This is a genomic window from Pseudomonas sp. FFPRI_1, from assembly GCF_055384485.1.
This window is the reverse complement of sequence record NZ_AP029168.1, coordinates 1276939-1294320: the sequence shown is the minus strand read 5'-3', so window position 1 is coordinate 1294320 and position 17382 is coordinate 1276939. Positions and strand designations below refer to the sequence as shown.

The window sequence follows — 17382 nt, the reverse complement described above, 5'->3', positions numbered from 1 at the left end:
GAGTTCCAAAAAACAGCCGGCCCAAAAAAACCGGCATTTAAAAAAGAAAGCAAAGGAGCGTCACCCATGAAACTGAGCAGCAGCGCATTGTTAGCCTTGGCTATCAGTAGCATCACCGCCACGGCCTATGCGGAGAATGTCAGCCAGGACTTCGTCCCGACTGAACTGAACGCCACCAGTGCCCAGGCTGAGACCAAGGGTTTTATCGAAGGGCAGAGCCTGTCGGGTACCACGCGCAACTGGTACGCCAACGAGCTGAAGCGTCGTAACGACCGTTTTTCGTACCAGCACAATGGTGTAGATACCTCGACCCCGCGCCGTATCAACTGGGTCCAGGGCACTATCCTCAACTACACCTCGGGTTTCACTGAAGGCACCGTGGGCGTCAGCACCGAAGTCGCCGCCTACAACGCTATTGCTCTGGATCGTGACCGCAAGGACATCGCCGGCAAGAACAACCGCACCCTGACCCACTCCGACGGCGACGCCGTGGGCCAGTGGAGCAAGCTGGGCCTGGCCAACGTCAAGTTCCGCGTGTCCAACACCACCCTGACCGCCGGCCGGCAGAACTTCAGCACGCCGATCGTCGACGTCATCGGCAACCGTCCGCTGCCTTCGAGCTTTGAAGGGGTGAGCATCCACAGCGAAGAGTTCAACAACCTGTCGTTCGACGCCGGCAGCTTCGACCGGGTATCGCCACGGACCGAACAGAGCCTGTCCAAGTTCAGCTCCGAGTACAACAGCAACGGTGCCGAGACCGATCGCGTAAGCCTGGTCGGCGCCAACTACCAGCCGCTGAAAAGCCTGAAGACCAGCCTCTACGCCTCCAAGGTGGAAGACTTCTGGAACCAGTACTACTTCGGCGCCACCCACGAGCTGGGCGACAGCTCGGTGCTGAGCCTGACCACCGGCCTGAACTATTACAAGACCGTCGATACCGGCAAGAAGAAGATGGGCGAGATCGACAACGACACCTACTCGCTGTCCCTGGGGCTGACCCACCAGGCCCACAGCCTGACCTTCTCGTACCAGGAAATTAACGGTAACGAGTACTTCGACTACCTGCACGAAACCAACGGCATCTACCTGGCCAACTCCCTGCTCTCGGACTTCAACGGCCCGAACGAGAAATCCTTCCAGATCGCCTACGGCCTGAACATGGCCGAGTACGGCGTGCCCGGCCTCAAGTTCAACATCTACCAGGCCCGTGGCTGGGGCATCGACGGTACCCACTACAACGGCACCGCCTACAGCGGCGTCAAGGCAGACGGTACGGTCTATGGCGTACGCACCATGGACGGCGAGCACCACTACGAATACGGCATCGGTGCTTCCTACGCCGTACAGAGCGGCCCCCTGAAAGCCACCGCGATCCGTGCCACCTACACCACCCACCGCGCGAGCGAGAACCAGGCCGACGGCAACATCAACGAGTTCCGTCTGGTGACCACCATCCCGTTCAATATTCTCTAAGCCACCAGTTGAAGGGCGGATTCATGACGAATCCGCCATTCAAGCTAATCTGGTTCAATCGATTGCAGAGGGTAACTGATGAAAATGCTTCCCCTGAAAGCGGCCGTTGGCGCCGCCCTGCTGAGCGTCGCCCTGGGCGCGGCAGCCAAGCCCTTGGTGGTCTGTACCGAAGCCAGCCCGGAAGGCTTCGATATGGTCCAGTACACGACAGCAGTCACGGCCGATGCAGTGGCGGAAACCATCTTCAACCGCCTGGTGGACTTCAAGCCAGGCACCACGGATATCCAGCCGGCCCTGGCCGAATCCTGGGACATCAGCCCGGACGGCCTGCAGTACACCTTCCACCTGCGTAACGACATCAAGTTCCACAGCACCGACTATTTCACCCCGACCCGCAACCTGAATGCCGACGACGTGCTCTGGAGTTTCCAGCGCCAGCTGGACCCGAAGCACCCCTGGCATGACAAGTCCAGCGTGGGCTTCCCCTATTTCGAAAGCATGGGCTTCAAGGAACTGCTCAAAAGCGTCGAGAAGACCGACGACCACACCGTGGTCTTCACCCTGACCCGTCGCGAAGCCCCTTTCCTGGCCGACATCGCCATGGCCTTCTCGTCGATCTTCCCGGCCGAGTACGCCGACAAGCTGCTCAAGGAAGGCAAGACCGCCGACCTCAACAGCAAGCCCATCGGCACTGGCCCCTTCATCTTCACCCGCTATGCCAAGGACGCCCAGGTACGCTTCAAGGCCAACCCCGACTACTTCCGCGGCAAGCCACCGGCCGACCCGCTGGTACTGGCGATCACCGTCGACAACAACGTGCGCCTGCAGAAACTCAAGGCCAACGAATGCCAGATCGCCCTCTATCCCAAGCCCGATGACATTCCCAGCATCAAGGCCGACACCAACCTCAAGGTCGACGAACTGGCGGCCATGACCACCGCCTACATCGCCATGAACACCACCCGCAAATACATGAGCGATGTGCGGGTGCGCAAAGCCATCGACATCGCCTTCGACAAGGAAGCCTACGTCAACAGCCTGTACGGCAAGGGCAATGCCCTGGTAGGCACCGGCCCTTATCCGCCGACCCTGCTGGGCTTCAACTCCAGCCTGAAGAACCCGCCCCGCGACCTGGACAAGGCACGCGCCCTGCTCAAGGAAGCCGGTGTGTCGGAAGGCACGGTGATCACCCTGTTCACTCGCAATGGCGGCGGCCCAACCAACCCCAACCCACTGCTCGGCGCCCAGATGATGCAAGCCGACCTGGCAAAAATCGGCCTCAAGCTCGACATCCGCGTCATGGAGTGGGGCGAGATGCTCAAGCGTGCGAAAAACGGCGAACACGATATGGTGTCGGCCGGCTGGGCCGGGGACAACGGTGACCCGGACAACTTCCTGACCCCGAACCTGAGTTGTGACGCGGCGAAGAACGGCGAAAACTACGCCCGCTGGTGCAACAAGTCGTTCCAGGAGCTGATCGATCAGGCCCGGGGCGAATCTGAACCTGCCAAGCGTGCAGAGCTCTATGAAAAAGCCTTGCTGGTGTTCGACCAGGACCAGCCATGGATTCCCATGGCCTATCCGAAAATGTTCACCGCCATGCGCAAGAACGTCGAGGGCTATCACATCAGTCCCTTGACCACGAACAACTTCGCTACCACCCAAGTGAAGTAATAAGAAACGCCCTCCGCCCCTGACCCCAGGGGCGGCAGGAACGCCTAACCGGCTGACTGAGGTACTTCAGAAGATGTTTAGTTTTATTGCCCGCCGTGTGGGGTTGTTGATCCCCACATTCTTCGGCATCACCTTGCTGACCTTTGCCTTGATACGCATGATTCCCGGCGATCCCGTGGAAGTCATGATGGGCGAACGTCGGGTCGACCCTGAGATGCATGCCCAGGCAATGGAACGCCTTGGATTGAACAAACCGCTGTACGCCCAGTACCTGGACTACATCGGCAAGCTCGCCCACGGAGACCTGGGCGAGTCCCTGCGCACGCGCACCAGTGTCTGGAGCGAATTCACCTCGCTGTTCCCCGCGACCCTGGAACTGTCCATGGCCGCCCTGTTGTTCGCCGGTGTCATCGGGCTCCTGGCCGGGGTGATCGCCGCCCTGAAGCGAGGATCGCTGTTCGACCATGGGGTGATGGGCATCTCCCTCACCGGTTACTCGATGCCGATCTTCTGGTGGGGCCTGATCCTGATCATGTTCTTCTCCGTCAGCCTGGGCTGGACCCCGGTATCCGGGCGCATCGACCTGCTCTACGACATCGAGCCCAGGACCGGCTTCATGCTCATCGACACCCTGCTGGCCGATGACACCGGGGCCTTCTTCGACGCCCTGCACCACCTGATCCTGCCGGCCATCGTCCTGGGCACCATTCCTTTGGCGGTGATCGCCCGGATGACCCGTTCCTCGATGCTCGAAGTGCTGCGTGAAGACTACATCCGCACCGCCAAGGCCAAGGGCCTGTCGCCGGCGCGAGTGGTGTTCGTCCACGGCCTGCGCAATGCGCTGATCCCGGTGCTGACCGTGGTCGGCCTGCAAGTCGGCACCCTGCTGGCCGGTGCGGTCCTGACCGAAACCATCTTCTCCTGGCCGGGCATCGGCAAGTGGCTGATCGAAGCCATCGGCGCCCGGGACTATCCCGTGGTGCAGAACGGCATCCTGCTGATCGCCTGCCTGGTGATCATGGTCAACTTCGTGGTGGACATCCTCTACGGCTTTGCCAACCCACGCATCCGTCACCAGCGCTGAGATCAAGACTAATGAGCACTCAAACTCCCTCAGTAGCAGTCGATCAAAGCCTGCTCTATCCGTCCGTGTACAAAGAATTCTGGCAGCACTTCTCCCGCAACAAGGGCGCAGTGGCCGGACTGATGTTCATGTTGCTGGTGGTCTTCTGCGCGCTGTTCGCGCCCTGGGTCGCCCCGCACAACCCCAGCGAGCAATACCGCGACTTCCTGCTGACGCCGCCAGCCTGGCTTGAAGGCGGACAGATGCAATTCCTGCTGGGCACCGACGAGCTGGGCCGCGACCTGCTGTCGCGACTGATCCAGGGTTCGCGCCTGTCGCTGCTGATCGGCCTGTCGTCGGTGGTGATGTCGCTGATCCCGGGGATCCTCCTCGGGCTGTTCGCCGGGTTCTTCCCGCGCCTGCTGGGCCCGACCATCATGCGCCTGATGGACATCATGCTGGCCCTGCCGTCCCTGCTGCTGGCCGTGGCCATCGTCGCCATCCTCGGCCCAGGCCTGATCAACACCGTGATCGCCATCGCCGTGGTGTCCCTGCCGTCCTATGTGCGCCTGACCCGTGCCGCGGTCATGGGCGAGCTGAACCGCGACTACGTGACGGCTGCCCGCCTGGCCGGTGCCGGCCTGCCGCGCCTGATGTTCATCACCGTGCTGCCCAACTGCATGGCGCCGTTGATCGTCCAGGCCACCCTGAGCTTTTCCTCGGCAATTCTCGACGCCGCCGCCCTGGGCTTCCTCGGCCTCGGCGTGCAACCGCCGACCCCCGAGTGGGGCACCATGCTGGCCTCGGCCCGCGACTACATCGAACGCGCCTGGTGGGTGGTGAGCCTGCCCGGCCTGACCATTTTGCTCAGCGTGCTGGCAATCAACCTGATGGGCGACGGCCTGCGCGATGCGCTGGACCCGAAACTCAAGAACGCCGCCTGAGGAGATTCCCATGTCATTGCTAGAAATCAAGAATCTCAATGTCCGCTTCGGCGACGCCACCGCCGTGCCAGTAGTCGACGGCCTCGACCTCAAGGTCGACAAGGGCGAAGTCCTGGCCATCGTCGGCGAGTCCGGCTCCGGCAAGTCGGTGACCATGATGGCCCTGATGGGCCTGATCGAGCACCCCGGCATCGTCACCGCCGATGCCTTGAGCTTCGACGGCCGCGACATGCTCAAGCTCAGCGCCCGCCAGCGCCGGCAGATCGTCGGCAAGGACCTGGCCATGGTCTTCCAGGACCCGATGACCGCCCTCAACCCCAGCTACACCGTGGGCTTCCAGATCGAGGAAGTGCTGCGCCTGCACCTGAAGATGTCCGGCAAGGCAGCCCGCAAGCGCGCCATCGAACTGCTGGAGAAGGTCGAGATCCCCGGCGCCGCGAGCCGCATGGATGCCTATCCGCACCAACTGTCCGGCGGCATGAGCCAACGGGTAGCGATCGCCATGGCGATTGCCGGCGAACCCAAGCTGCTGATCGCCGACGAACCCACCACCGCCCTCGACGTGACCATCCAGGCGCAGATCATGGAGTTGCTGCTCAACCTGCAGAAAGAGCAGAACATGGGCCTGGTGCTGATCACCCACGACCTCGCCGTGGTCGCCGAGACCGCCCAGCGGGTGTGCGTGATGTACGCCGGCCAGGCCGTGGAAGTGGGCCAGGTGCCAGAACTGTTCGACATCCCGGCCCACCCCTACAGCGAAGCCTTGCTGGCGGCAATTCCCGAGCACAGCCTGGGCGCCTCGCGCCTGTCGACCCTGCCGGGCATCGTTCCCGGTCGCTACGACCGGCCCCAGGGCTGCCTGCTGTCGCCGCGCTGCCCCTATGTGCAGGACAGCTGCCGCCAGCAGCGCCCCAGCCTTGATCCGAAAGCCGCCAGCCTGGTGCGCTGCTTCTATCCGCTCAATCAGGAGGTGGCGTAATGGCCGTCGTTCTTACCGCCCGCGACCTGACCCGTCACTACGAAGTGTCCCGAGGCCTGTTCAAGGGCCACGCCACCGTGCGCGCCCTCAACGGCGTGTCCTTTGAGCTGGAAGCCGGCAAGACCCTGGCCGTGGTCGGCGAGTCCGGCTGTGGCAAGTCGACCCTGGCGCGGGCCCTGACCCTGATCGAAGAACCCTCGTCGGGCTCGCTGAAAATCGCCGGCCAGGAAGTCGCCGGCGCTGACAAGGCCCAGCGCAAGCAACTGCGCAAAGATGTGCAGATGGTGTTCCAGAGCCCTTACGCCTCGCTCAACCCACGGCAGAAGATTGGCGATCAGCTGGCCGAGCCGCTGCTGATCAACACCAAGCTGTCGGCGGCCGAGCGGCGGGAAAAGGTCCAGGCGATGATGAAGCAAGTGGGTCTGCGCCCCGAGCACTACCAGCGCTACCCCCACATGTTTTCCGGCGGCCAGCGCCAGCGCATCGCCCTGGCCCGGGCCATGATGCTGCAACCCAAGGTGCTGGTGGCGGATGAGCCCACTTCGGCCCTGGACGTATCGATCCAGGCCCAGGTGCTGAACCTGTTCATGGACCTGCAGCAGGAGTTCAACACTGCCTACGTGTTCATCTCCCACAACCTCGCAGTGGTGCGCCACGTCGCCGACCAGGTGCTGGTGATGTACCTCGGCCGGCCGGTGGAAATGGGCCCCAAGGAGGACATCTACACCCGGCCCCTGCACCCTTACACCCAGGCGCTATTGTCGGCGACCCCGACCATTCACCCGGACCCGGACAAGCCGAAGATCAAGATCGTCGGCGAGCTGCCCAACCCGCTGAACCCGCCGCCCGGCTGCGCCTTCCACAAGCGCTGCCCCTATGCCACCGAGCTGTGCAGCAAGGAAGAGCCGGCCCTGCGCCAGCTCGACAGCCGTCAGGTGGCCTGCCATTTCGCCGAGCAGTTCGTCGTCTGAAGCGCCAATGAAAAAGCGCCTTCGCAGAACCGCCGAAGGCGCTTGAAGCCTGTTCCAACCCCCTCTCCTTCAGGATTGCGCATCAGTCCGGCTGGAGAGGTTTTTTTACCTCCGAAAACCCTCTCAGCCCTGGCTTTCACCATCATCGTCATCATCGGTGGTCTGGTCATCGTCGCCCTTGCTGCCGCCCTGCCCTTCATCGCCCGGCTCCGACTCGGACTTGGCCAACATCTGCACCGGCATGCTCTTGGTAGAGGAGTAACCGGGCTCGCTGACCTGCATCAGGTTATGGGCCCAGGCCGCCGAGGTGCCCAACGACAGCATCACCAGCACTTTGATCAGCAGCACAACGCGTTGGAAAATTCTCATAGCCGATTCCATCCTTACGTAGGTGAATCATCGAAGGCTGCTAGCCCTGCCCTGCAGTGGCCGCAGCACTGACTGAAACCTAGTCTCGATATCCCGGCTTTTCCAGATAGCAGGCTATCGATAGCCCAACCTGCCAGGCCCTTCCGACTAACGGCGTCCAGCCCCTGAAAACACCGCAACCCGCAGGAGCCGGCTTGTCGGCGAAAGACCCGCGGCCATTGCCTTTACAGGCCATGGCTTGTGTTGCGTCCCGTTGGCCCTTTTCGCTGGCAAGCCAGCGCCTACAGCGAGAGGTGCCAAACCGATCGGGGAATCCATCGGGTAAAAAAAAGCCCCGCTGTCTGCACAGCGGGGCTCGGGGTGACCGGCGAACTTAGTGGTGTTCGCGAGTGGCGCGGAATTTCACGTCCGGCCAGCGCTCTTCCATCAACGCCAGGTTGACCCGGGTCGGGGCCAGGTAGGTCAGGTGGCCACCGCCGTCGAGGGCGAGGTTCTCCACCGCCTTGTTGGAGAATTCCTCCAGCTTCTTCTTGTCGCTGCAGTCGATCCAGCGTGCTGACCACACGGTGATCGGCTCGTAGGAGCACTCGACCTTGTATTCTTCTTTCAGGCGGCTGGCCACCACATCGAACTGCAGCACACCGACGGCGCCGAGGATGATGTCGTTACTGCGCTCCGGGAAGAACACCTGGGTCGCGCCCTCTTCGGCCAGCTGTTGCAGGCCTTGGCGCAACTGCTTGGACTTGAGCGGGTCCTTCAGGCGCACGCGGCGGAACAGTTCCGGGGCAAAGTGCGGGATCCCGGTGAACCCCAGGGCCTCGCCTTCGGTGAAGGTGTCGCCGATCTGGATGGTGCCGTGGTTGTGCAGGCCGATGATGTCGCCGGCATAGGCCTCTTCCAACTGCTCACGCTCGGAAGAGAAGAAGGTCAGGGCGTCACCGATGCGCACGTCCTTGCCGGTACGCACGTGGCGCATCTTCATGCCCTTCTCGTACTTGCCCGAGCAGATGCGCATGAAGGCGATACGGTCGCGGTGCTTGGGGTCCATGTTCGCCTGGATCTTGAACACGAAACCGCTGAATTTCTCTTCCTGGGGCGCCACGGTGCGCTCGTTGGCCACCCGCGGCAACGGCAACGGCGCCCAGTCGACCACGGCGTCGAGCACATGATCGACACCAAAGTTGCCCAGGGCGGTACCGAAGAACACCGGGGTCAGGTGACCGTCGAGGAATTCCTGCTGGTTGAACTCGTGGCAGGCGCCCTGTACCAGCTCCAGCTGGTCGATGAAGCGCTCGTATTCGTCACCCAGGTGGGCGCGGGCTTCGTCGGAATCGAGCTTCTCGATGATCCTGGTTTCGGTGCGCTCGTGGCCGTGGCCCGGGGTGTAGACGATGATGTAGTCGCCTGCCAGGTGGTACACACCCTTGAAGTCGCGGTAGCAACCGATCGGCCAGGTGATGGGCGCAGCCTTGATCTTCAGGACCGCTTCGATCTCGTCCAGCAGTTCGATCGGGTCGCGAATGTCCCGGTCGAGTTTGTTGATGAAGCTGACGATCGGCGTGTCCCGCAGGCGGCAGACGTCCATCAGGGCGATGGTCCGTGGCTCAACGCCCTTACCGCCGTCGAGCACCATCAGCGCCGAGTCCACCGCGGTCAGGGTGCGGTAGGTGTCTTCCGAGAAGTCTTCGTGGCCGGGGGTGTCCAGCAGGTTGATCATGTGTTCGCGGTAGGGGAACTGCATGACCGACGTGGTAATGGAAATACCCCGCTGCTTCTCCATCTCCATCCAGTCGGAAGTGGCGTGGCGGTCGGACTTACGCGATTTGACCGTACCCGCCACCGCAATGGCCTTGCCCATCAGCAACAGCTTCTCGGTGATGGTGGTCTTACCCGCATCCGGGTGGGAAATAATGGCGAAAGTGCGGCGTTTCGCGACTTCGGCGGCCTGTTGGGTCATGGGAAATCGCCTGGCGGTGATCAAAAAAGGGCGCAGATTATAGCCCAGACATAGCCTTGCGGGCCACAGCTGCCCCCGTCGCCCGGGCGACCGGACGGCAGATTAACGGTGGCTAAATGCTGCCAATTATGGAACCTTTTAAAACGTGGAGACGTCCACTCCCCTGTCACGCGCTGTCGTCAGGGGCTGAAATATCAGCAAGTTAGCTTGACGAAGCTGCGCTCATGGCTCGTTCACCCGCCGCTCTGCCGGCGCTCGACGAGCTGCTTTTCGCGCGTATTTTCCCGGCAGCCAGGAATGGCCCTGCCACACGGGAAAGTGCCCGCCGACCGACAAAAAGGAGTCCGCCTGTGGCTATTCGCTATGGCAAAGGGCTGATAGGAGGCGCTGCGGTAATCGCCCTCCTGGCCCTGCTGGTCCACTGGATCGGCATCAGTACGATCGAACATTACCGCGACGATCTGTTGTTTTACCTGCAAGCCCACCTGTACCTGGTACTCGCTTCAATGTTCGCCGCCCTGGTGGTGGGAGTCCCCGCCGGCATTGTGCTCAGCCGACCCTCGATGGTCGGGCGCGCCGAACGTTTCATGCAAATCTTCAACATTGGCAACACCGTTCCCCCTCTGGCCGTCCTGGCCATCGCCCTGGGGATCCTTGGCATCGGCGCCGGGCCGGCCATCTTCGCTTTGTTCCTCGCCTCCTTGCTGCCCATCGTGCGCAACACCTTCGAAGGTCTGAAAAACGTCCAGGGTTCACTCAAGGAAGCTGCCGTCGGCATCGGCATGACCCCGCGCCAGGTGCTGTGGAAAGTTGAACTGCCCAACGCCGTGCCGATCATCGTCGGTGGCGTGCGGGTGGCCCTGGCGATCAACGTCGGCACCGCGCCCCTGGCCTTTTTGATCGGTGCCAACAGCCTGGGCAGCCTGATCTTCCCCGGCATCGCCCTGAACAATCAGCCGCAACTGCTGCTCGGCGCCGCTTGTACCGCCTTGCTGGCCCTGCTCCTCGACGGCCTGGTGACCCTGGCCAGCCGCCTCTGGCTGGAACGTGGTCTGCGACCTTCTTAAGCCGGCCTCAGCCAAGGAAATGACATGAAGAAAACAAGCCTGATACTCGGCTGCGTCCTGCTCCTCGCCGGACTGGCTCAAGCCGCGGAAAAACCGCTGATCCGCATTGGTGCCCGGGTCTTCACCGAACAGACCCTGCTGGCGGAAATCACCTCCCAGTACCTGCGCAGCAAGGGCTATGACACCCGTGTCACCGGCGGGCTGGGCAGCAACCTGGCGCGTAGCGCCCAGGAAAGCGGGCAACTGGACCTCATCTGGGAATACACCGGTGTGTCCCTGGTGGCCTACAACCATGTGGACGAAAAACTCGACAGCGAACAGTCCTACGCCCGAGTGAAAGAACTCGACGCGAAAAAAGGCCTGGTCTGGTTGTCGCCGTCCAAGTTCAGCAACACCTACGCCCTGGCGCTGCCAGAAAACGTGGCCAAGGAATATCCACAGATCAACAGCATCAGCGACCTGACCCAGGCCCTGGCCGAAAACACCAAGGAAAACCGTCTGGTGGCCCTGGACACCGAGTTCGCCAACCGTTCCGACGGCATGGCGGGGATGGTCAAGCTCTACGACATGGCCCTGACCCGCAAGAACACCCGGCAGATGGACGCCGGCCTGGTCTACACCGCCCTGCGCAATGGCCAGGTGTTTGCCGGCCTGGTGTACACCACCGACGGGCGCCTGAACGCCTTCAAGCTGAAACTGCTGGACGACGACAAGCACTACTTCCCGGACTACACCGCCGCTCCCGTGGTGCGTCAGGTCTACCTCGACGCCCACCCGCAACTGGCTGCCGAGCTCAAGCCGCTGGCGGCGCTGTTCGACGATGAAACCATGCGCCAGCTGAACGCGCGGGTCGACGTCGACCATGAAAGCCCCTCCGCCGTGGCCGCAGATTTCCTGCGCCAGCACCCGATCAACTAAAGAGGAGAAGACATGGAATTCCTGAACGCCTTTTCCCATCTCGATTGGGCCCAAGTCCTGCAACTGACCTGGCAGCACATCACCCTGGTGGGCATCGCCGTGACCCTGGCCATCGTCTTCGGCGTACCGCTGGGCGTGCTGATGACCCGCTTCCCGGCCCTCGCCGGCCCTCTGCAGGCCAGCGCCACCGTACTGCTGACTATTCCGTCCATCGCCCTGTTCGGCCTGCTGCTGCCGTTCTATTCCAAGTTCGGCCAAGGCCTGGGCCCGCTGCCGGCGATCACCGCGGTGTTCCTCTATTCCCTGCTGCCGATCATGCGCAACACCTACCTGGCACTGACCGGCGTCGAACCGGGCATCCGTGAAGCCGCCCGGGGCATCGGCATGACCTTCGGCCAGCGCCTGCGCATGGTCGAATTGCCGATCGCGGTGCCGGTAATCCTGGCCGGGGTCCGCACCGCGGTGGTGATGAACATCGGCGTCATGACCATCGCCGCCACCATCGGCGCCGGCGGCCTGGGCGTACTCATTCTTGCTTCCATCAGCCGCAGCGACATGTCGATGCTGATCGTCGGCGCGGTGCTGGTCAGTCTCCTGGCCATCTTCGCCGACCTGCTTCTGCAATGGCTGCAACGCACGCTGACTCCAAAAGGACTCCTGAAATGATCGAACTTCAAAACCTGACCAAGACCTTTCGCAGCAACGGCAAAGATGTCAAAGCCGTCGACTCGGTAAGCCTGACCGTCAACGAAGGCGAGATCTGCGTGTTCCTCGGACCTTCGGGCTGCGGCAAGAGCACCACCCTGAAGATGATCAACCGCCTGATCATGCCCACCTCGGGCAAGGTACTGATCAACGGCGAAGACACCACCGACCTGGATGAAGTGACCCTGCGCCGCAACATCGGCTACGTGATCCAGCAGATCGGCCTGTTCCCCAATATGACCATCGAGGAAAACATCGTGGTGGTGCCCAAGCTGCTGGGCTGGGACAAGCAGAAATGTCACGACCGAGCCCGCGAGCTGATGAGCATGATCAAGCTCGAACCCAAGCAGTACCTGCACCGCTACCCACGGGAGCTGTCCGGGGGCCAGCAGCAACGCATCGGGGTGATCCGCGCCCTGGCGGCCGACGCGCCGTTGCTGTTGATGGATGAGCCCTTTGGCGCCGTGGACCCGATCAACCGCGAGATGATCCAGAACGAGTTCTTCGAGATGCAGCGGGCGCTGAACAAGACCGTGATCATGGTCAGCCACGACATCGACGAAGCCATCAAGCTGGGGGACAAGATCGCCATCTTCCGTGCCGGCAAACTGCTGCAGATCGACCACCCGGACACCCTGCTGGCGCACCCGGCGGACGACTTCGTCAGCAACTTCGTCGGCCAGGACAGCACCTTGAAACGCCTGTTGCTGGTCAAGGCCGAGGACGCCGCCGACAACGCGCCGTCGGTGAGCCCGGAAACCCCGGTGGCCGAGGCCCTGGAACTGATGGACGAGCACGACCGCCGCTACGTGGTGGTGACCTGCGCCGAGAACAAGGCCCTGGGCTATGTACGCCGCCGTGACCTGCATCGTCAGACCGGCACCTGCCAGCAGTACCTGCGCGAGTTCAACGCCACCGCAGCCTACGACGAACACCTGCGCATCCTGCTGTCGCGCATGTACGAGTTCAACCGCTCATGGCTGCCGGTAATGGACGCCGAGCGGGTGTTCCTCGGCGAGGTGACCCAGGAATCCATTGCGGCCTACCTGAGCTCCGGGCGTTCGCGAGGGGCCAAGACCAGCATCGTTTCCCCCGCGGAAACAGCCTCTGCCTGATAGCCACAGCCCTCCCCCGTAGGAGCTGGCTTGCCAGCGAAGGCGCCCGCCAGAACTGCGCAAGGTTCAAGGGCCTTTTTCGCCGGCAAGCCGGCACCTACGGGGGCGGCAAGAAATATGAACACCCGGACCTGTCGCGGCCACGTCAAGCAGGGGCCGCAATGATCAAAATGACCCTCTGATGGAGCGTTTCGCAGGCAACGTCGCCGATGTTGGCGACTTCGTTGTTTACGGTGATCAGGTAGACAAAGGCGTCGAACGTGCAGGTATTTTTAACACCCGGGAATTCTTCGGGAACATCTGTCCGTCATCTGAGTCGGCTACAAAGAGAGGTGTCGATAACGCACGTCAGACAAGTGCAAAAACGCGACATTTTTTGTTGATCTCAGCCCCCTCACCGCCTAAAGTTCGCGCCGAACGTCCATGCTGGAAACGATCCATCCGGCTCAAGTACTGACGACGAGACAGCAAGGCCAAGGGCAGATTTCCCATGGCCTTTTTGCTTTCGGCGACATGCCTTGGGAAGTAGGCGAACCAAAGTGGGGATACGGAGGACGTTCACTAGGAGGAGTCATTCATGACACCTCCTTACACCCATTGATGATCAATGTTTGCCAGTAGGAGCTTCCAACGCATGTCGATTAACGTCGAAGACTATTTCGCGCGCGAAACCTTTCAAAAGATGAAAGCCTTCGCCGACCAGCAAGAAACCCCGTTCGTGGTCATCGACACCCAGATGATCGCCCAGGCCTACGACGACCTGCGCGCCGGTTTCGAATTCGCCAAGGTCTACTACGCGGTCAAGGCCAACCCGGCCGTCGAGATCATCGACCTGCTGCGTGACAAGGGCTCGAGCTTCGATATCGCCTCGATCTACGAACTGGACAAAGTGCTGAACCAGGGCGTCAGCCCCGACCGCATCAGCTACGGCAACACCATCAAGAAATCCAAGGACATCCGCTACTTCTATGAGAAGGGCGTGCGCCTGTACTCCACCGACTCCGAAGCCGACCTGCGCAACATCGCCAAGGCCGCCCCGGGCTCGAAGGTCTACGTGCGCATCCTCACCGAAGGCTCGACCACCGCCGACTGGCCGTTGTCGCGCAAGTTCGGCTGCCAGACCGACATGGCCATGGACCTCTTGATCCTCGCCCGCGACCTGGGCCTGGTGCCTTACGGCGTGTCCTTCCACGTCGGCTCCCAGCAGCGCGACATCAGCGTCTGGGACGCGGCGATCGCCAAGGTCAAGGTGATCTTCGAGCGCCTCAAGGAAGAAGACGGCATCCACCTCAAGCTGATCAACATGGGTGGCGGCTTCCCGGCCAACTACATCACCCGCACCAACAGCCTGGAAACCTATGCCGAGGAAATCATCCGCTTCCTCAAGGAAGACTTCGGCGACGAACTGCCGGAAATCATCCTTGAGCCTGGCCGTTCGCTGATCGCCAACGCCGGCATCCTGGTCAGTGAAGTGGTGCTGGTGGCGCGCAAATCCCGCACCGCCGTGGAGCGCTGGGTGTACACCGACGTGGGCAAGTTCTCCGGCCTGATCGAAACCATGGACGAGTCCATCAAGTTCCCGATCTGGACCGAGAAGAAAGGTGAAGTGGAAGAAGTGGTGATCGCCGGTCCGACCTGCGACAGCGCTGACATCATGTACGAGAACTACAAGTACGGCCTGCCGCTGAACCTGGCCATCGGCGACCGCCTGTACTGGCTGTCCACCGGTGCCTACACCACCAGCTACAGCGCCGTGGAATTCAACGGCTTCCCACCGCTGAAGGCCTTCTACGTCTGACGGCAGCGGCAAGCCTTGAACTGCCAGCGGTAAGAAAAAGCCCATGACGTGTCATGGGCTTTTTTATAAGCGTGGCTCAACGGTTCAACGATCTTCCCGGGTATGCCAAATACGCAGGATGGACAAGGTCATGCCTTGAATCTCATAACGTATCTCGTAATGCCCCACCAGCAGTCGTCGAACATCCCTTGGTTTGAACTCCTCCAACTGTTCCCCCAATCGAGGGTTATATAGAAGAGTATCTGGAGTCTGTACGAGAGATTGCACGGTCCGAGCAGCAGCGGAGCGATTGACCTGAGCGAGAAACTCAAAAAGCCGAGCCAGATCGGACAAGGCCTTGCTCGTCCATTGCAGCTGTCTCATTGCGGTAACGGTAGAGGGTTGTCCCCAGACAGACTCTCCGCCCAAGCCTGCACTGACTGATGATCGACAACCCTTCCAGCATCAACATCTGCCAAGGCCTCAAGCGTCAGTCGGCGGCGCTCTTCTTCCTGGTCAACCCAGGCCACCAACGCTTGCTTCACGATCCAGGCACGGGAGCGCTCCAGGCGAGAAGCCAGTTGATCGACCTTATCAGCCAGATCCAAGGGAATATGAGCGGTCAGTACTTTTGTCGAGGGCATGAGGCAAGACCTGCATCAGAATGATTAAAAGCGATTTGTTTTGAATCATAGTGATTTAAGCCAAGACAGCAAGCCGCTCTACATCCCGTTCATCACCCAATTGCGCTGCGCGCTGATGATAGGCCAGAGCCAGTTCGCGAATCTCCGGGTGCGTGGCATTGAGCAGCGCGGCGCAGGCCACCCGGAGGAAATTCAGGTTGCCGCCGGCCAGGGCCCGTTGCAGCCACTCCACCGCCTCGCCAACACGCCCGGCATCGGCCAGCACTGCGGCGTAACTGAACTGCCCGCGAAAATCCCCGCCTTCGGCCGAGCGCCGATACCAGTCCCGGGCCGCATCAGGGTCCGCCGGACAGACCAGACCTTCTTCCAGGTAGCGCCCCAGCAGGTTCATCGATTTGGCATGCCCAAGGTCCGCCGCACGGCGGTAGCAGGCCAGGGCCAGGACATGGTTCTGCGCCACGCCGCGGCCGGTGGCCAGCAGGTTGGCGTAGTTGTACAAGCCCCAGTCCAGCCCCCCTTCGGCCGCCTGGCGATAATGCCCGGCAGCCAAGGCGGCATCCGCCGTACAGCCCCAGCCATGCTCCAGGCAGCGCCCGAGCATGTTGCGCGCCATCAGGTGCCCGCGCTGCGCGGCGATCTCGAACCAGCGCACGGCCAGGGGCGGGTCCTGCTGAATGCCCCGACCGTCGAGGAGGATCTGCCCCAGCAATGCCTGGGCCTCCAGCAAGCCCTCGGAAGCGGCAACCAGCACTGCCTGGGCGGCACGGGCCGGGCTCTCTTCGAGCATGGCGCTCAGTTGCGCGCCGTCGAGGAATTCCTCGCGGCGAAGTTGAAAAGTCACGGCTTACACCTCGACCCAGCGACGCAGCAGGTTGTGGTAGGTGCCGGTCAGGCGGATCAGTGAAGGATGGTCGGGCATGTCCCGGGTCAGTTCCTGGATCGCCCCGTCCATTTCGAACAGCAAGGCCCGCTGGCTGTCCTCGCGCACCAGGCTCTGGGTCCAGAAGAACGAAGCGTAGCGGGCGCCGCGGGTCACCGGGTTGACCTTGTGCAGGCTGGTGCCGGGGTACAGCACCATGTCCCCCGCCGGCAGCTTGACCCGCTGCAGGCCGTAGGTGTCCTGGATCTCCAGCTCGCCGCCGTCGTAGTCCTCGGGGTCGCTGAAGAACAGGGTCGACGACAGGTCGGTGCGCACCCGCTCCGGGCTGCCCTTGGGCTGGCGCACGGCGTTGTCGATGTGGAAGTCGAAGCTGCCACCGGCGGTGTAGCAGTTGATCAGCGGCGGGAACACCTTGTGCGGCAAGGCGGCGGACATGAACAACGGGTTCTTCCACAGCCGGTCCAGCATCGCCGCGCCGATCTCCTGGGCCAGCGGGTGCCCTTCGGGCAATTGCAGGTTGTGCTTGGCCTTGGCCGACTGGTACCCGGCGGTGATCTTGCCATCCGCCCAATCGGCCTGCTCCAGGGCTTCACGAATGCGCCCCACTTCATCACGGGTGAATACGCCAGGAATGTGCAGCAGCATGGCCAGGTACCTGAGAACCAAAAGACCGCCAATGATATTGATTCTTATTGACTGTGTAAAACCCAAGGGACGAACGAGACTGAAAAAACCGTAAAGATAAATTGTAAAGAATGTAAATTTGGTGCGAATAGTAATGTTTCGCAATTGATAACCAATACTTTCATCCCCTATATTCCGCCGCCTCAAATCCCTGGGGAGGGG

Annotated in this window: 17 protein-coding genes; 11 read left to right on the top strand and 6 right to left on the bottom strand. The window is 61.8% G+C overall.

The annotated features are described in order from the left end of the window. Positions 1-66: 66 nt before the first annotated feature. The 6 genes from ACZ5BO_RS05755 (at position 67) to ACZ5BO_RS05730 (ending at position 7104) form a co-directional block, all read left to right on the top strand. Positions 67-1473 (top strand): OprD family porin, encoded by a 1407-nt coding sequence (locus tag ACZ5BO_RS05755; RefSeq protein WP_025132023.1) that lies wholly within the window; start codon positions 67-69, stop codon positions 1471-1473. Between the two features lie 78 nt (positions 1474-1551). Then, positions 1552-3147, top strand: coding sequence for an ABC transporter substrate-binding protein (locus ACZ5BO_RS05750; protein ID WP_025132024.1), 1596 nt, complete (start codon positions 1552-1554; stop codon positions 3145-3147). A 73-nt stretch (positions 3148-3220) separates the two neighbouring features. Next, positions 3221-4231 carry an ABC transporter permease subunit gene (locus tag ACZ5BO_RS05745; RefSeq protein ID WP_025132025.1) on the top strand — a complete coding sequence of 337 codons (1011 nt, stop codon included), beginning with the start codon at positions 3221-3223 and terminating at the stop codon, positions 4229-4231. A gap of 11 nt (positions 4232-4242) precedes the next feature. Next, a complete protein-coding gene (locus tag ACZ5BO_RS05740; RefSeq protein WP_025132026.1) occupies positions 4243-5154 on the top strand; it encodes an ABC transporter permease subunit in 912 nt (303 codons plus the stop codon). A gap of 10 nt (positions 5155-5164) precedes the next feature. After that, positions 5165-6133 (top strand): ABC transporter ATP-binding protein, encoded by a 969-nt coding sequence (locus tag ACZ5BO_RS05735; protein WP_025132027.1) that lies wholly within the window; start codon positions 5165-5167, stop codon positions 6131-6133. Further along, positions 6133-7104, top strand: a complete 972-nt coding sequence (locus ACZ5BO_RS05730) for a peptide ABC transporter ATP-binding protein (protein WP_025132028.1) — start codon at positions 6133-6135, stop codon at positions 7102-7104. Before ACZ5BO_RS05735 ends, ACZ5BO_RS05730 begins: the two co-directional genes overlap by 1 nt. 123 nt (positions 7105-7227) lie before the next feature. Here the strand turns inward: ACZ5BO_RS05730 and ACZ5BO_RS05725 are convergent, their stop codons facing one another. Both ACZ5BO_RS05725 and ACZ5BO_RS05720 read right to left on the bottom strand, forming a co-directional pair. Beyond that, a complete protein-coding gene (locus ACZ5BO_RS05725; RefSeq protein WP_025132029.1) occupies positions 7228-7473 on the bottom strand; it encodes a hypothetical protein in 246 nt (81 codons plus the stop codon). A 373-nt stretch (positions 7474-7846) separates the two neighbouring features. Further along, positions 7847-9430 (bottom strand): peptide chain release factor 3, encoded by a 1584-nt coding sequence (locus ACZ5BO_RS05720; RefSeq protein WP_025132030.1) that lies wholly within the window; start codon positions 9428-9430, stop codon positions 7847-7849. 350 nt (positions 9431-9780) lie between these two features. On the opposite strand from ACZ5BO_RS05720, the gene ACZ5BO_RS05715 reads away from it, so the two are divergent. The 5 genes from ACZ5BO_RS05715 (at position 9781) to ACZ5BO_RS05695 (ending at position 15033) form a co-directional block, all read left to right on the top strand. After that, positions 9781-10497, top strand: a complete 717-nt coding sequence (locus ACZ5BO_RS05715) for an ABC transporter permease (protein WP_025132031.1) — start codon at positions 9781-9783, stop codon at positions 10495-10497. 24 nt (positions 10498-10521) lie between these two features. Then, on the top strand, positions 10522-11415 hold the full coding sequence (locus ACZ5BO_RS05710; RefSeq protein ID WP_464698686.1) for a glycine betaine ABC transporter substrate-binding protein: 894 nt from the start codon (positions 10522-10524) through the stop codon (positions 11413-11415). Between the two features lie 12 nt (positions 11416-11427). Then, positions 11428-12081 carry an ABC transporter permease gene (locus ACZ5BO_RS05705; RefSeq protein ID WP_025132033.1) on the top strand — a complete coding sequence of 218 codons (654 nt, stop codon included), beginning with the start codon at positions 11428-11430 and terminating at the stop codon, positions 12079-12081. Continuing rightward, positions 12078-13235, top strand: coding sequence for an osmoprotectant ABC transporter ATP-binding protein OsmV (locus tag ACZ5BO_RS05700; RefSeq protein ID WP_025132034.1), 1158 nt, complete (start codon positions 12078-12080; stop codon positions 13233-13235). Before ACZ5BO_RS05705 ends, ACZ5BO_RS05700 begins: the two co-directional genes overlap by 4 nt. Positions 13236-13869: 634 nt before the next feature. Further along, on the top strand, positions 13870-15033 hold the full coding sequence (locus tag ACZ5BO_RS05695; RefSeq protein ID WP_025132035.1) for a type III PLP-dependent enzyme: 1164 nt from the start codon (positions 13870-13872) through the stop codon (positions 15031-15033). Positions 15034-15117: 84 nt separating this feature from the next. Here ACZ5BO_RS05695 and ACZ5BO_RS05690 read toward each other — a convergent pair whose 3' ends face one another. Genes ACZ5BO_RS05690 through ACZ5BO_RS05675 form a run of 4 tightly spaced genes read right to left on the bottom strand, consistent with a single transcriptional unit; the run spans position 15118 to position 17181 of the window. Next, on the bottom strand, positions 15118-15396 hold the full coding sequence (locus ACZ5BO_RS05690; protein WP_081818739.1) for a type II toxin-antitoxin system RelE/ParE family toxin: 279 nt from the start codon (positions 15394-15396) through the stop codon (positions 15118-15120). After that, positions 15393-15656 carry a CopG family ribbon-helix-helix protein gene (locus ACZ5BO_RS05685; protein WP_025132036.1) on the bottom strand — a complete coding sequence of 88 codons (264 nt, stop codon included), beginning with the start codon at positions 15654-15656 and terminating at the stop codon, positions 15393-15395. Before ACZ5BO_RS05685 ends, ACZ5BO_RS05690 begins: the two co-directional genes overlap by 4 nt. A gap of 55 nt (positions 15657-15711) precedes the next feature. Then, complete coding sequence (locus ACZ5BO_RS05680) at positions 15712-16497, bottom strand: tetratricopeptide repeat protein (RefSeq protein ID WP_464698683.1); 786 nt, start codon at positions 16495-16497, stop codon at positions 15712-15714. 3 nt (positions 16498-16500) lie between these two features. Further along, complete coding sequence (locus tag ACZ5BO_RS05675) at positions 16501-17181, bottom strand: Fe2+-dependent dioxygenase (RefSeq protein ID WP_025132038.1); 681 nt, start codon at positions 17179-17181, stop codon at positions 16501-16503. Positions 17182-17382: the final 201 nt, after the last annotated feature.